Origin of the sequence: Pseudomonas brassicacearum (assembly GCF_003732225.1) — a bacterium.
Lineage (GTDB): Bacteria > Pseudomonadota > Gammaproteobacteria > Pseudomonadales > Pseudomonadaceae > Aquipseudomonas > Aquipseudomonas brassicacearum_E.
The window spans coordinates 196,196-209,011 of record NZ_MOBJ01000014.1 but is presented as its reverse complement, the minus strand read 5'-3'; the positions used below and the strand labels follow the sequence as shown (position 1 = coordinate 209,011).

The 12,816-nt window shown below is 59.7% G+C and carries 15 protein-coding genes; 8 read left to right on the top strand and 7 right to left on the bottom strand.

Features of this window, described 5'->3' with window-relative positions; genetic code table 11:
- Positions 1 to 37 precede the first annotated feature (37 nt).
- The gene (locus tag BK659_RS20760; protein ID WP_054593574.1) at positions 38 to 472 is read left to right on the top strand and encodes a hypothetical protein; all 435 of its coding nucleotides are present in this window, start codon (positions 38 to 40) and stop codon (positions 470 to 472) included.
- Positions 472 to 876 carry an META domain-containing protein gene (locus tag BK659_RS20755; protein ID WP_054593575.1) on the top strand — a complete coding sequence of 135 codons (405 nt, stop codon included), beginning with the start codon at positions 472 to 474 and terminating at the stop codon, positions 874 to 876. The genes BK659_RS20760 and BK659_RS20755 overlap by 1 nt, the downstream gene beginning before the upstream one ends.
- A gap of 182 nt (positions 877 to 1,058) precedes the next feature.
- Here BK659_RS20755 and BK659_RS20750 read toward each other — a convergent pair whose 3' ends face one another.
- Positions 1,059 to 1,526 carry a TlpA disulfide reductase family protein gene (locus BK659_RS20750; RefSeq protein ID WP_123426822.1) on the bottom strand — a complete coding sequence of 156 codons (468 nt, stop codon included), beginning with the start codon at positions 1,524 to 1,526 and terminating at the stop codon, positions 1,059 to 1,061.
- Positions 1,527 to 1,643: 117 nt separating this feature from the next.
- On the opposite strand from BK659_RS20750, the gene arsC reads away from it, so the two are divergent.
- Genes arsC through BK659_RS20735 form a run of 3 tightly spaced genes read left to right on the top strand, consistent with a single transcriptional unit; the run spans position 1,644 to position 3,017 of the window.
- The gene (gene arsC, locus BK659_RS20745; RefSeq protein WP_123426821.1) at positions 1,644 to 1,997 is read left to right on the top strand and encodes an arsenate reductase (glutaredoxin); all 354 of its coding nucleotides are present in this window, start codon (positions 1,644 to 1,646) and stop codon (positions 1,995 to 1,997) included.
- Complete coding sequence (wrbA, locus tag BK659_RS20740) at positions 1,994 to 2,590, top strand: NAD(P)H:quinone oxidoreductase (protein WP_123426820.1); 597 nt, start codon at positions 1,994 to 1,996, stop codon at positions 2,588 to 2,590. Before arsC ends, wrbA begins: the two co-directional genes overlap by 4 nt.
- Position 2,591: 1 nt before the next feature.
- On the top strand, positions 2,592 to 3,017 hold the full coding sequence (locus BK659_RS20735) for a DUF2069 domain-containing protein (RefSeq protein WP_123426819.1): 426 nt from the start codon (positions 2,592 to 2,594) through the stop codon (positions 3,015 to 3,017).
- A gap of 112 nt (positions 3,018 to 3,129) precedes the next feature.
- Here BK659_RS20735 and BK659_RS20730 read toward each other — a convergent pair whose 3' ends face one another.
- Entirely contained in the window at positions 3,130 to 3,801 is a 672-nt protein-coding gene (locus tag BK659_RS20730; protein ID WP_123426818.1) for a DNA-3-methyladenine glycosylase I, read from the bottom strand.
- Between the two features lie 155 nt (positions 3,802 to 3,956).
- A complete protein-coding gene (ttcA, locus tag BK659_RS20725) occupies positions 3,957 to 4,781 on the bottom strand; it encodes a tRNA 2-thiocytidine(32) synthetase TtcA (protein ID WP_123426817.1) in 825 nt (274 codons plus the stop codon).
- Positions 4,782 to 5,112: 331 nt separating this feature from the next.
- On the opposite strand from ttcA, the gene BK659_RS20720 reads away from it, so the two are divergent.
- Both BK659_RS20720 and BK659_RS20715 read left to right on the top strand, forming a co-directional pair.
- Positions 5,113 to 5,715 (top strand): Yip1 family protein, encoded by a 603-nt coding sequence (locus BK659_RS20720; RefSeq protein WP_054593582.1) that lies wholly within the window; start codon positions 5,113 to 5,115, stop codon positions 5,713 to 5,715.
- A 216-nt stretch (positions 5,716 to 5,931) separates the two neighbouring features.
- Positions 5,932 to 6,426: a SprT family zinc-dependent metalloprotease gene (locus BK659_RS20715; protein ID WP_123426816.1), complete on the top strand. Its 495-nt coding sequence runs from the start codon at positions 5,932 to 5,934 to the stop codon at positions 6,424 to 6,426.
- Between the two features lie 119 nt (positions 6,427 to 6,545).
- Here the strand turns inward: BK659_RS20715 and BK659_RS20705 are convergent, their stop codons facing one another.
- Positions 6,546 to 7,727 (bottom strand): CaiB/BaiF CoA transferase family protein, encoded by a 1,182-nt coding sequence (locus BK659_RS20705; RefSeq protein WP_123426815.1) that lies wholly within the window; start codon positions 7,725 to 7,727, stop codon positions 6,546 to 6,548.
- Positions 7,728 to 7,872: 145 nt separating this feature from the next.
- Positions 7,873 to 9,207: a dicarboxylate/amino acid:cation symporter gene (locus BK659_RS20700; RefSeq protein ID WP_123426814.1), complete on the bottom strand. Its 1,335-nt coding sequence runs from the start codon at positions 9,205 to 9,207 to the stop codon at positions 7,873 to 7,875.
- Positions 9,208 to 9,527: 320 nt separating this feature from the next.
- Between BK659_RS20700 and BK659_RS20695 the strand changes: the two genes are divergently transcribed.
- Positions 9,528 to 10,526, top strand: a complete 999-nt coding sequence (locus BK659_RS20695; protein ID WP_123426813.1) for an AraC family transcriptional regulator — start codon at positions 9,528 to 9,530, stop codon at positions 10,524 to 10,526.
- A gap of 143 nt (positions 10,527 to 10,669) precedes the next feature.
- Here BK659_RS20695 and BK659_RS20685 read toward each other — a convergent pair whose 3' ends face one another.
- Positions 10,670 to 12,016: an ATP-binding protein gene (locus BK659_RS20685; RefSeq protein WP_123426811.1), complete on the bottom strand. Its 1,347-nt coding sequence runs from the start codon at positions 12,014 to 12,016 to the stop codon at positions 10,670 to 10,672.
- Positions 12,013 to 12,690: a response regulator gene (locus BK659_RS20680; RefSeq protein WP_123426810.1), complete on the bottom strand. Its 678-nt coding sequence runs from the start codon at positions 12,688 to 12,690 to the stop codon at positions 12,013 to 12,015. Before BK659_RS20680 ends, BK659_RS20685 begins: the two co-directional genes overlap by 4 nt.
- Between the last annotated feature and the right edge of the window lie 126 nt (positions 12,691 to 12,816).

Sequence of the window (12,816 nt, the reverse complement as noted above, 5' to 3'; positions counted from 1 at the left end):
TTCGCGTGCTAGCATATCGCGCATATTTGGAGGACCCATGGTCGAACACGATTTCCGCTACAGCCTGATGAACCCGCAACACACGCTGACCGAATGCCGCGCGCTGACGCCGGGGCGTTATCAAGTCACCGGCAACGGCGGCTCGATCCGCGCCGATGACGTGCTGTTGGTCACCCTCAAAGGCAGCAAGGACTTGTCCATGCGTCTGACCGTTGAGAACGTTCGCCACCTGCTCAAGCCCATGGGCCAGTGGGTTGCCGTGGCCAGTGGTCCGGTGTTTGGTGAACTGGCGATCCACAACTGGCAAGTGAACTGCGACAGCTGCGCCAAAGAGTTGAAGTTCGAGTTCGCGGTCGACGCCAAGCTGGGCAACAAGGCCGAAAAACCGGCCGCCACTGCACGGATTGCCGAACTGGGCTGGACCACCGCCAGCGAGAAGCACCTGTGCCCGAAATGCCAGGAGCCCGTGTAATGAAACACCTCGTTCTGGCCGCGATGGCGGGTGCCAGCCTGCTGGGTTGCGCCGCTGAGCCGGTGCAACTGCAGCAGGATCGCAGCTATGTGCTGGAGTGGATCGGCGAACGCCCGCTGATCGACTACAGCCACCTGACCATCACCCTCGGTGAAGACGGTCGGGCTTATGGCAATGGCGGCTGCAACCACTGGTTCGCGCCCTACACGCTGGACGGCGACAAGCTGAGTTTCGGCAAAGTCGGCAGCACCCGCAAAATGTGCGCCCCGGCCTTGATGGAACAGGAAAAACGCTTCCTGCAAGCACTGGAAACCGTGCAGCGCTGGGACATCTCGCCCATCGAGCAAATGCGCTTCTGGCCCGCCGAAGGCAAGCCGCTGCGCTGGTGGCTTGAAGAGGGTTAAACCCCCTCGGCGAACACCGTCCCTGTGGGAGCGAGCCTGCTCGCGATGACGGCATTACATTCAACATTAATGTTGACTGACCCACCGCTATCGCGAGCAGGCTCGCTCCCACATGGATTGCCCTTGACTGACTGGCATTGGGGCTTGCCCCCCCTCGCCACAGGTGGGCGCTCGGCCCGCCGTCAATTCATCGTCTGCAACGCCTTAAGCTTCGCCATCACCCCCACCGCCGTCTGCTCTCCCATCAATTGCTCACGCACCTTGCCTTTGTCATCGATGATATAGGTCACCGGCAACGCCTCGCTGTGCGGCAAGTCGAAGCGGTCGGCCGGATCCTGGGCCAGCACCGTGAACGTGATCCCGAGTTTTTCACTGGCACTCTTGAGGTCTTCGCCCTGCACATTGTCGAAGTTGACTCCAAACACGCCAATCTTCTGACCTTTGAGCTGTTCAGACAAAGCGTTCAATTGTGGAATCTCGGTACGGCACGGGCCACACCACTCGGCCCAATAATTGAGCACAAACCATTGGCCGTCGAGGCGCCCGGACGCCACTTTCTGTCCCAGTTGATCAGTGCCGTAGTCATAGCCACAGCCGCCAAGCAGCAAGGTTGCGAAGAGGGCCAATGCTGCTGTCAGTCGCCTTGTCATGGGTAATGATCCTTACACAAAAAATAGGTTCTGCTGCAACCCATCGCCTTCCAAGGTTCAGGACTGCTCGCCGCACAGGTAGAATAGCCGCCACCTTACGCAAGATGCGAACCGCACATGACCGATCTGACGCTTTATCACAACCCGCGCTGCTCGAAATCCCGCGGTGCGCTGGAACTGCTGGAAGCCCGTGGCCTGGCGCCAACCGTGGTCCGCTACCTGGAAACCCCGCTGAACGCCGCGCAACTGCAAGGCCTGCTGGGTAAACTCGGGATCAGCGCCCGGCAACTGCTGCGCACCGGCGAAGATGAATATAAAACCCTGAACCTGGCTGACAGCAGCTTGAGCGAGGCGCAATTGATCGCCGCCATCGCCGAGCATCCGAAGCTCATGGAGCGACCGATTCTTGAAGTCGGTGACAAAGCCATCATCGGCCGTCCGCCAGAAAATGTGCTGGAGATTCTGCCGTGACTGCGCCGTACATTCTGGTTCTGTATTACAGCCGCAGTGGCTCGACCAATGAAATGGCCCGGCAGATTGCCCGCGGCGTTGAGCAGGCCGGAATGGAAGCACGCCTGCGCACGGTGCCGGCGATCTCCAGCGAATGCGAGGCGGTGTCGCCAGACATTCCCGACGAAGGCGCGCTGTACGCCAGCCTCGACGACCTGAAAAACTGCGCGGGCCTGGCCCTCGGCAGCCCGACCCGTTTCGGCAACATGGCGGCACCGCTGAAGTACTTCCTTGATGGCACCAGCAACCTGTGGCTGACCGGCGCACTGGTGGGCAAACCGGCCGGGGTCTTTACTTCGACGGCCAGCCTGCACGGCGGCCAGGAAACCACCTTGCTGTCGATGATGCTGCCATTGCTGCACCACGGCATGCTGATCACCGGCCTGCCCTACAGCGAATCGGCACTGCTGGAAACCCGCGGCGGCGGTACGCCTTACGGCGCCAGCCATCATGCCGGCGCTGACGGCAAAAGCGGCTTGAACGAGCACGAAGTCGCGCTGTGCCGGGCCTTGGGCCTGCGTCTGGCGAAAACCGCCCTGAAACTGGAGCGCTAACGTGGCCAGGAAGCCGAAGGTTCTGCCCTCCATCGAATGGCTCGAACCACGAGTTCGGGCGATGCGCGTCATCAGCCTGCTGTGCTTTTTCGGCCTGCTGGGTTTGCTCTGCGCCTACTACCTGGTGATCGCCGACCTGCATGGTGCACGGCCGTGGGTGATCCTGCTGATTGAACTGGTGCCGTTGTTGTTGCTGGCACCGGGCATGATCAGCGGCAGCGCGCGCGGGCATTCATGGATGTGCTTTGTGGTGAACCTGTATTTCATCAAGGGCGCGATTGCCGCGTTCGACCCGAATCGACAGGTGTTTGGTCTGCTGGAGATGGTCGCGAGCCTGGCGGTGTTCTGTTCGGCGCTGCTGTATGTGCGCTGGCGGTTTCAGCTCAATCGCAAGCTGGCCGGCGAAGGCGAGATCTCTGTCGCCTGATATGACGCCATCGCGAGCAGGCTCGCTCCCACAGGGGATTTGTGAACGACGCAGATCCAATGTGGGAGCAGCCGGTCGACGCTCGATTGCTCGCGATGGAGGCGACACGGTCTCAATGATTCACTGTGTAAGCCAGCATCATCGAAATCTGACACATCGGCCGGCCGCTCTCGGCGTGCCACTGGTTGAAGGCGTTCTGCACCGTCGCCAGATCGCGCAAACTGGTCGGTACCTTGTCGATGATCTCTTGCGCATTCAGCGCCGCGACTACGTCATAACTCGGCACGAACGTGTCCTTGCCGATCATCCGCAGAAACCGCGGTGCCGACAACCCGCCCAACTGATGCCCGTGTTTGGCGAGGTACTTCCATAGGCCAACGATGTCGGTCACCGGCCACTCGGCGATCAATTCGCCGAAGCTGCCCTTCTCTTTCGCCACGTCCAGCACGAACTGCGCATTGCGCGGCACGCTCTTGAGCTTGCCCAGGTGGCGGATGATCCGTGTGTCCTGCATCAGTCGCTCAAGGTGCTCGGCGCCCATCAGCACGACCTTTTCCGGATCGAACCTGAAGAACACTTCTTCGAACGCCGGCCATTTGGCGTCCACCAGGCTGTGCTTGAGGCCTGCGCGAAACACCCGCAACGCCAGGGTCGACAGGTAGCGATCGTCACTGATCTTGCGCAGTTGTGCCGGGGTCTTGGGCACGGGCAGATGGGCTTCCAGTTCGGCTGCAGAACCAAAACGGTTCAGACAGTATTCGTGCAGCCACTTGTAATCGCGCATGCCCTCTCCTGAGCAATAAAATAAAAACGGCCTGCCATAAGAACCTGTGGGAGCGAGCTTGCTCGCGATTGCGTCCTGTCAGTCGACAACAATACCGGCTGACATACCGCCATCGTCGGATCGCCGCCCGGAGCAAGCTCGCTCCCACATTTTATTCAGAGGTTGACGACGTTGACGAAGCGCGACGCAGCGGTTTCGTCGATACGCAGGTTGGTGAAGTCGAACAGGTTACGGTCCGCCAGCTGCGACGGAATGACGTTCTGCAAACCACGGAAAATGCTTTCGGTACGGCCCGGCGTCTTGCGCTCCCATTCCTGAAGCATTTCCTTGACCACCTGACGTTGCAGGTTTTCCTGAGAACCGCAGAGGTTGCACGGGATGATCGGGAATTGCTTGAAGTCCGAGTAGGCCTGAATGTCTTTCTCGTTGCAGTAGGCCAGCGGGCGGATCACTACGTTACGGCCATCGTCGGCGCGCAACTTCGGCGGCATGGCCTTGAGCGAGCCGTTGTAGAACATGTTGAGGAAGAACGTTTCGACGATGTCGTCGCGGTGATGACCCAGGGCCATTTTGGTCGCGCCGATTTCGTCGGCGAACGTGTAAAGCGTACCGCGCCGCAGGCGTGAGCACAGAGAGCAGGTGGTCTTGCCTTCCGGCACCAGCTCCTTGACCACCGAGTAGGTGTCTTTTTCGACGATGTGGTATTCCACGCCCAGCTCTTTCAGGTAGGCCGGCAGCACATGCTCAGGGAAACCCGGCTGCTTCTGGTCCATGTTCACCGCGACGATCTCGAACTTGATCGGCGCCACCTTCTGCAGGTGCATCAGTACGTCGAGCATGGTGTAGCTGTCCTTGCCGCCGGACAGGCAGACCATGACCTTGTCACCCTCTTCGATCATGTTGTAATCGGCGACGGCCTCACCGGCCAGCCGGCGTAGACGTTTCTGCAGTTTGTTCTGGTTGACCGTAAGAGTGCCCATGGCGCTTGAAATCCGCGAGGTGTGACGAAAGGCCGACATTTTACGCAAAAACGCTGACCGGGCGAAGAGCTGAAAAGATCGCAGCCTGCGGCAGCTCCTACGGAACCGGTGTAGGAGCTGCCGAAGGCTGCGATCTTTTGATCTCAAGACACAACAGCAATTAACCCCAGGGTTTACAGCGCGATTTGCTCTAAAGCCCCCCACCTGTGACAGCAAGTCCTTTCTATACTGCGACATAAGGTCGCACACATTTCAGACCTCTACTTACTTGGCCGCTGGCCCGTAGGCGCTCCGCTGGGGGGCGATAGCAATCACGAAGGAGTGACTGACTATGATCCATCACGTCGTGGGGCTTTTCACCCACCCTGATCAAGAATGGAAAGAAATCCGTGGCGACCAAGAGGAAAGCATCAGCCACATGTACCTCACCCACACGCTGATCCTGGCGGCAATACCGGCTATTTCGGCGTTTATCGGCACCACCAAGGTCGGCTGGGTCATCGGTAGCCGCGCGCCGGTCATGCTGACCCAGGAAAGCGCGCTCTGGATGACCATCATGTCGTACCTGGCGATGCTCGGCGGGGTCGCGGTGATGGGGGCGTTCATTCACTGGATGGCTCGCACCTATGACGCCAGCCCGAGCCTGGCGCGCTGTGTCGCGTTTGCCACCTATACCGCTACGCCACTGTTCATCGGCGGTCTGGCGGCGCTGTACCCACATATGTGGCTGGGCATGGTCGTCGGCACCGCAGCCATCTGCTACACCGTGTACCTGCTGTATGTGGGGCTGCCGACCTTCATGAACATTCCGTCCGATGAGGGTTTTCTATTCTCAAGTTCAGTGCTCGCCGTAGGGCTGGTGGTGCTGGTTGCGATCATGGCATTCACCGTCATTGTCTGGGGCCTGGGCGTCGGCCCGGTCTATACCAATTAGAACGGGCAACTAATAAAAGGGGCAATTGAAGCCTGAAACTCGAGCCGCTGAAGCGAGCAAAGGACGCCGCCAACAAAACAAACAAGGATCTGTCAACACAGGCCGCCGCAAGGCGGCCTTCTAACTTCTGAATTGTGCGACGACCATTCGGCGCCTGAGCGATTCGCAATGAACAGGGTTTGCAGCATACTCGACGCCTCTGGAGATCCGTTAAGCATGCCTCAGCAACTCAATACCCGCGTCGAAGACTGTTTCCAACAAGCCGAATCCTTTTTCAAACGATCCTTCAAACGCCCGGTGGTCAGCCTCAAGTTGCGCGGCCAGAAGGCCGGCGTTGCACACCTGCATGAAAACCTGCTGCGCTTCAATCCGCAGTTGTACCGGGAAAATACCGAAGACTTCCTCAAGCAGACCGTGGCCCACGAAGTCGCGCACCTGATCGCCCACCAGCTGTTTGGCGAGCGCATCCAGCCGCACGGCGAAGAATGGCAATTGATCATGCGCGGCGTGTACGAACTGCCGCCCAACCGTTGCCACACCTACGCAATCAAGCGCCGCAGCGTGACCCGCTACATCTACCGCTGCCCCTGCGCCAACAGCGATTTCCCGTTCTCGGCCCAGCGCCATAGCCTGGTGCGACAAGGGCGACGGTATTTGTGTCGGCGTTGCCGCAGCACCTTGGTGTTCAGTGGGGAAATGCGGGTCGAGTAGTGAGATTTCCGGTGTTCATTCGGACGCCATCGCGAGCAAGCTCGCTCCCACATTGGATCTGCGTCGTTCACAAATCCCCTGTGGGAGCGAGCTTGCTCGCGATGAGGCCCTCAAAACCCCTACAAAACCACCTTGTTACGCCGCAATTCCTCGATGCGCTGAGCGCTATACCCCAGCCCACCCAACACCTGATCGGTATGCGCACCCAACGCCGCGCCGATATTTCGTGGCTGAGGCAAGCCGTCCGAAAACTTCAAGGGACAGGCCATCTGCGCCTGAGTGGTGCCGTCGTTGCGCGGCACCTGGGTGACCAGTTCACGAGCCTTCAGCTGCGGGTGATCGACCGCCTCGGCCAGGCTCAACACCGGCTCAACGCACGCATCGAGCCCGGCAAACAGTTTGCAGAGCTCGCTAAAGTCATGCTTTTCGAACTCGATCTGAAACGCCAGTTTGAGCGCCTTTTGCTGCTCGGGACTGGGCGACAATCCCAGCACTGCCAGCTCCGGTTGACCCAGCGCCGTGCACAGTTGCTGCATGAAGTCCGGCTCCAGGCTGCCCACTGACATCCAGCGACCATCGCGGGTGCGGTAGTAGTCGTAGAAGCTGCCACCATTGAGCATTTGATCTTCGCGCCCCGGCGTCACACCGCAGGCCAGAAAACCCGCGCCGGCCATGGCGTTCAGGCTGAATGCGCAGTCGGTCATGCTCACGTCCAGATGTTGCCCCTGGCCACTGTGCTGACGGGCGATCACCGCCGCCAGCAAACCGATCACCCCATGCAGCGAACCGCCGGCGATGTCCGCGACCTGAATTCCCAACGGCAATGGCCCGCTGTCCTCGCGCCCGGTGTAGCTGGCCACGCCTGCCAGCGCCAGGTAGTTGATGTCGTGGCCGGCGCGATCCTTGTAGGGGCCCGTCTGGCCGTAACCACTGATCGACACGTAAATCAGTCGCGGGTTGATCGCCTTCAGCGTTTCATAGCCCAGGCCCAGACGCTCCATCACCCCAGGACGAAACTGCTCGATGAGGATGTCGTGGTTTTGCAGCAGTTGTTTGACCACCTCCAGCGCTGCTGGCTGCTTGAGGTCCAGCGCCAGGCTGCGCTTGTTGCGATTGAGGTAGGCGTGGCTGGCAGAAGTACCCTGATCATGGGGCGGCAGGACCCGCAGCAGGTCCATGCGCGTCGGCGACTCGATGCGCAACACCTCGGCCCCCATGTCCGCGAGCAACAGCGAGGCGAACGGCCCTGGCAACAGCGTCGAGAAATCCAGAACCTTGAGTGATGCCAGTGGGCCTTGCATGGGCGTTCTCCTTAAGCGATACCTGAAGCCTAGGCAGCCGATGGCCTGGCAGCAATCACCTTAACCATCAGCCGGACTGACCTTTGCGCTCAAACCGCAGGACAAAAAAAACCCGCCGAAGCGGGTTTTTCATCAACTCGATGAATTACTTCAACGAAGTCGGAGTTTGGCCTTCAGCCACCTGCAGATCGTCTTCGCCATGGGTATTGGTGATTGTGCGACCACCGGAAGCCAGTTCCGTGTGCATCTGGTCGACGTCCAGTTCCTTGACCCACTTGGCCACGACCAGAGTCGCAACCGCGTTACCCACCAGATTGGTCAGGGCGCGGGCTTCGGACATGAAGCGGTCGATACCCAGGATCAGCGCCAGGCCGGCAACCGGCAGATGACCGACCGCAGACAAGGTCGCGGCCAGTACGATGAAGCCGCTACCGGTCACACCGGCAGCACCTTTGGAGGACAGCAGCAGCACGATCAGCAAAGTGATCTGGTGCGTGATGTCCATATGGGTGTCGGTCGCCTGAGCGATGAACACCGCGGCCATGGTCAGGTAGATCGCAGTACCGTCCAGGTTGAACGAGTAACCGGTCGGGATCACCAGACCTACGACGGATTTCTTCGCGCCCAGACGCTCCATTTTGATCAGCATGCGTGGCAGCACCGACTCCGAAGAGGAAGTACCCAGCACGATCAGCAGCTCTTCACGGATGTAGCGAATCACTTTCAGCACGCTGAAACCATGAGCGCGGGCGATGCCGCCCAGCACGACCAGAACGAACACGATGCAAGTGATGTAGAAGCACGCCATCAACTGACCCAGTTGCACCAGCGAGCCAACGCCATAGGCACCAATGGTGAAGGCCATGGCGCCCAGAGCACCGATTGGCGCGAGTTTCATGATCATGTTGATGATGTTGAACATCACGTGGGCGAAGCGATCGATGAAGTCCAGGATCGGCTTGCCGTACGAACCCAGGCGATGCAGGGCGAAACCGAAGATCACCGAGAACATCAGCACTTGCAGGATATCGCCGTTGGCGAACGCGCCGACGATGGTGGCCGGGATGATGTTCAGGATGAAGCCAACGACGCTTTGATCAGCACCGGCAGCGACATAAGCAGCCACTTTGGAAGCATCCAGGGTGCTGACATCGATGTGCATGCCGTTACCTGGCTGCACGATGTTGACCACCACCAGACCCACCAGCAATGCGATGGTCGAAACGATTTCGAAGTACAGCAGCGCGTAACCGCCGGTCTTGCCGACCGATTTCATGTTCTGCATGCCCGCGATACCGCTGACGACGGTGCAGAAGATGATCGGTGCAATGACCATTTTGATCAGTTTGATGAACCCGTCACCCAGTGGCTTGAGTGCCACGGCGGTCTGCGGGTAGTAGTGACCGAGCAGAATGCCGATAGCGATGGCAACGATCACCTGGAAATACAGGGATTTGTACAGTGGCTGACGAGTCGTCATTGCAAAGTTCCTCAAGAGCACCGCGCTGCAATCATCCATCTGACGCATGCGACACCTAAAGTGCGAACCCTCCTGCGTTGGAGGGATTTGTTTTGTCGAGCTGTTGCCCTTATCGCAAAGCCCGTGCCACCTTGCCAAAATCCCCCAAAAGCCTTTTGCCATCAGGGCTGCAGAACGTTCCTTGCCTCTGACTTGCCCGATCCAGGTGGCGGATTCCCGCCCATCAACCGGATCTCGTCCTGCAATTTGGCGGATATCCGCCTTGTCCCGCCACGAGGCCGTGGCTAAGATCCGCCACTCAATGGACGGACCAGACCCCAATGCGCGAACGTACCATCGCCAGTCATTTTGCTCGTGCGGCCCTCCGTGGCGCACGCCGGCGCGGCTATGACTACTCGGACCTGCTGCAGCAATTGGGGATCAGCGCCGAATTGCTCGACGAGCCCCGCGCAAGGATCGCGCCGGAACAATTCACCAGCCTGCTGCAAGGGCTCTGGCAAGCGCTGGATGACGAATACCTGGGCTTTGCCCATGGCCCAAGCAAGCGCGGCACCTTCGCCATGATGTGCCATGCCTTGATTCACTGCCGCACGCTCGAGAAAGCACTCAGTCGCGGCTTATTATTTTATAGCCTATTCCCCGATGCTCCGCGCCTGACCCTGAGCCGCGAGGGCGAAATGGTCCGTTTGAGCCTGGACGATTCGCAGTTGTGGGACCCGGATCACTTTTTCAGCGAATGTCAGTTGGTGATCTGGCATCGACTGGGCAGTTGGCTGATCGGTCAGCGCATTCGTTTGGAACAGGCCTGTTTCAGCTACCCGAAACCCGAGCACGGCGCCGAGTACGACCTGCTGTTCCCCTGCCCTATGGTGTTCTCGGCCGAACAGAGCAGCCTGCTGTTTCACAGCCGATACCTGCACATGCCGTTGCTGCAGGACGAACGGACCCTCAAGCATTTCCTCGAACGCTCACCCGCCGATCTGCTGTCGCGCCCGGATGACGGCGATAGCCTCAGCAGCCAGCTACGGCGCCTGCTCAGCAGCGACAGTGCGCGCTGGCCAGACCTGGAAACAGTCGCCGCGCAGCTGCACATCAGCCCGCAGACCTTGCGTCGGCACTTGCGTGAAGAGGGTTCGAGTTTTCAGGAATTGAAAGACCATCTGCGCCGCGACATCGCGATTTATCACCTGAGCCGTGCCGATCTGTCGTTGCAACAGATCGCCGAACAGCTGGGCTTTTCAGAACCGTCGGCGTTTCACCGGGCGTTCAAGAAGTGGACTGGATTGACGCCAGGCGCCTATCGCGCGCAAGAGAACTGAGTTTCAGGGCTAATATTCTGGATGTTCCCACTGACCCCATCGCGAGCAAGCTCGCTCCCACATTGGATCTGCGTCGTTCACAAATCCCCTGTGGGAGCGAGCTTGCTCGCGATGGGGCCCCAAAAGCATTCCGCACCTTCCGGTCACACCACCGGGAAATGAATCCGGAATGCCGCGCCGCCAAGGGCTGAATCTCCCAGGGTCAACTGTGCGCCGTAGCTCTCGATGATGTCCTTGACCACCGCCAGGCCGATACCCTGCCCCGGATGCTGGCGGTCCAGACGTTCGCCGCGCTGAAGAATCCGCGCACGCTGATCCGGTGGCACGCCCGGGCCGTCATCTTCGATACACAGCTCAACGCCACTCATGGTCTGCCGCAGGCTGACACGCACTTCACTCAGGCACAGGCGATAGGCGTTTTCCAGCAAGTTGCCGAGCATTTCCAGCAAGGCACCCTGCTCGATCGGCACGTAGCACGGGTCCGGCAGGTCGACAGAGGTCCGTACCTGCTTGTCGCGATAGACCTTGTCCAAGGTATCGCAAAGGCTTTGCAGCACCGGTCGCAACCGCACCTGATGGCGCACCAGACCGCTTTTACGCAAGCTCGCGCGTTGCAACTGATAGCTGATCTGCTGACTCATGCGCTCGATCTGCGATTGCAGCACCCACGCTTGCTCACGATTTTCCGGTCGCTGAGCCATGTCCTCACTGACCCCTTGCAAGACCGCCAACGGGGTTTTCAGGCTGTGGGCCAGGTCATCCAGAGAGTCGCGGTAGCGACTGCGCTGTTCACGCTCGCTGCGCAACAAACGGTTCAGGGAACCGGTCAGGCGCAACAGTTCGCGGGGGTGTTCTTCGCTGAGGCTTTCAAGCGCGCCGCTCTCGATCTGGTCCAGCTCCTGGCTCAAGCGTTTCAAGGCCTGCAAGCCCCAGGTCAGGCCGATCCACAGCAGCGAAAGCAACACCAGCAACGCGGCGCCAAAACCCAGATAGAGATTTTCCCGCAGGCCTTCGAGTGTCTCCTGGTACTCACGCACCGGCTGCAGCGCGACGATACTGAACGCTGCATTTTTACCGCCGAGCAGTTTGACCTCGACGTCATAGACGAAAAATTCCTGGCCGTTGGCCTCACGAATCCGTGCGAACTGATTGCCGTGCCCGTCGTAACGCGGCTTGTAGTTGATGTCCTCTTCCTGAGTCGCCCTCGAGCGCCAGACCAGATGACCTTCGCGATCATAGATGTAGCCCAGCAAGCGACTGTCGGTAAGGTTGAAGCGCTCATCCGGCATCTGCGTAGGCATCACCAGACGGTTGTTTTCAACCCGTGCTGCGGAAATCAGCGTGGTGACATCCGAGGCCAGACGCTGCTGGATCGAGTCCTGCAACGCCAGGCTGAACGCGCCCTGCATGGCCGGCAACAACGCCAGCATGAACAGCACCGCCAGTGTCGTAGCGGCGAGCATCAAGCGCAGGCGTAGCGAACGAATCACCGGCAGCGCTCATTGAACAGGTAGCCCAGACCACGCACGGTATCGATCGGTTTGAAACCGGCCGGCCCTTCGAGCTTGCGCCGCAGACGGCCGACCAGCACTTCGATCACGTTCGGATCGCGCTCGTCGTCGTCCGGGTAGAGCTGTTCCATCAAACGGTCCTTGGCGACCACCTGCTGGTGATGACGCATCAGGTATTCGAGGATCCGGTACTCATAAGCGGTCAACGCCAACGGTTGCTCGTCAAGGGTCGCTTGCTTGCGATTGAGGTCCAGCAGCAACGGCCCGGCGATGATGGTCGACTGGGTAAAACCGCTGGAGCGGCGCAGCAAGGCATTCAGGCGCGCGTCCAGCTCTTCGAACTGGAACGGCTTGACCACGTAATCGTCGGCGCCGGCGGCCAGGCCTTCGACCTTGTCCTGCCAGTTGCCGCGTGCGGTCAGAATCAGGATCGGAAAGGTCTTGCCTTGCGCACGCAGTTGACGAATCAGGTCCAGCCCACCCATGCCCGGCAGACCGAGGTCGATCACTGCCAGGTCATGGTTGAATTGCCCGGTCTGGTACAAGGCCTCTTCGGCGTTGGCCACGGACTCGACCACGTGGCCATTGTCGGTCAGGCGGGTTTGCAGGTGATGACGCAGCAGCGCCTCGTCTTCGACGACCAGCAGTTTCATAACGCTCTCCCAGGCAAAATCAACGTCTCCACAGGTATCTCGCACCTCGATTGCTAATACGCCAGTAACGGTAACCCGGTTCAACCAAGGTGTTTGGCGAAACCTGCTGCATCATCCCGGCCAACC

Excerpts from the sequence above, each read along its gene's own strand:
- BK659_RS20715 (WP_123426816.1), top strand. The coding sequence starts at position 5,932 with ATGCCTCAGCAACTCAATACCCGCGTCGAAGACTGTTTCCAACAAGCC.
- BK659_RS20680 (WP_123426810.1), bottom strand. The coding sequence starts at position 12,690 with ATGAAACTGCTGGTCGTCGAAGACGAGGCGCTGCTGCGTCATCACCTG.
- BK659_RS20720 (WP_054593582.1), top strand. The coding sequence starts at position 5,113 with ATGATCCATCACGTCGTGGGGCTTTTCACCCACCCTGATCAAGAATGG.
- ttcA (WP_123426817.1), bottom strand. The coding sequence starts at position 4,781 with ATGGGCACTCTTACGGTCAACCAGAACAAACTGCAGAAACGTCTACGC.
- BK659_RS20760 (WP_054593574.1), top strand. The coding sequence starts at position 38 with ATGGTCGAACACGATTTCCGCTACAGCCTGATGAACCCGCAACACACG.
- BK659_RS20700 (WP_123426814.1), bottom strand. The coding sequence starts at position 9,207 with ATGACGACTCGTCAGCCACTGTACAAATCCCTGTATTTCCAGGTGATC.
- arsC (WP_123426821.1), top strand. The coding sequence starts at position 1,644 with ATGACCGATCTGACGCTTTATCACAACCCGCGCTGCTCGAAATCCCGC.
- BK659_RS20730 (WP_123426818.1), bottom strand. The coding sequence starts at position 3,801 with ATGCGCGATTACAAGTGGCTGCACGAATACTGTCTGAACCGTTTTGGT.
- BK659_RS20755 (WP_054593575.1), top strand. The coding sequence starts at position 472 with ATGAAACACCTCGTTCTGGCCGCGATGGCGGGTGCCAGCCTGCTGGGT.
- BK659_RS20695 (WP_123426813.1), top strand. The coding sequence starts at position 9,528 with ATGCGCGAACGTACCATCGCCAGTCATTTTGCTCGTGCGGCCCTCCGT.
- BK659_RS20750 (WP_123426822.1), bottom strand. The coding sequence starts at position 1,526 with ATGACAAGGCGACTGACAGCAGCATTGGCCCTCTTCGCAACCTTGCTG.
- BK659_RS20705 (WP_123426815.1), bottom strand. The coding sequence starts at position 7,727 with ATGCAAGGCCCACTGGCATCACTCAAGGTTCTGGATTTCTCGACGCTG.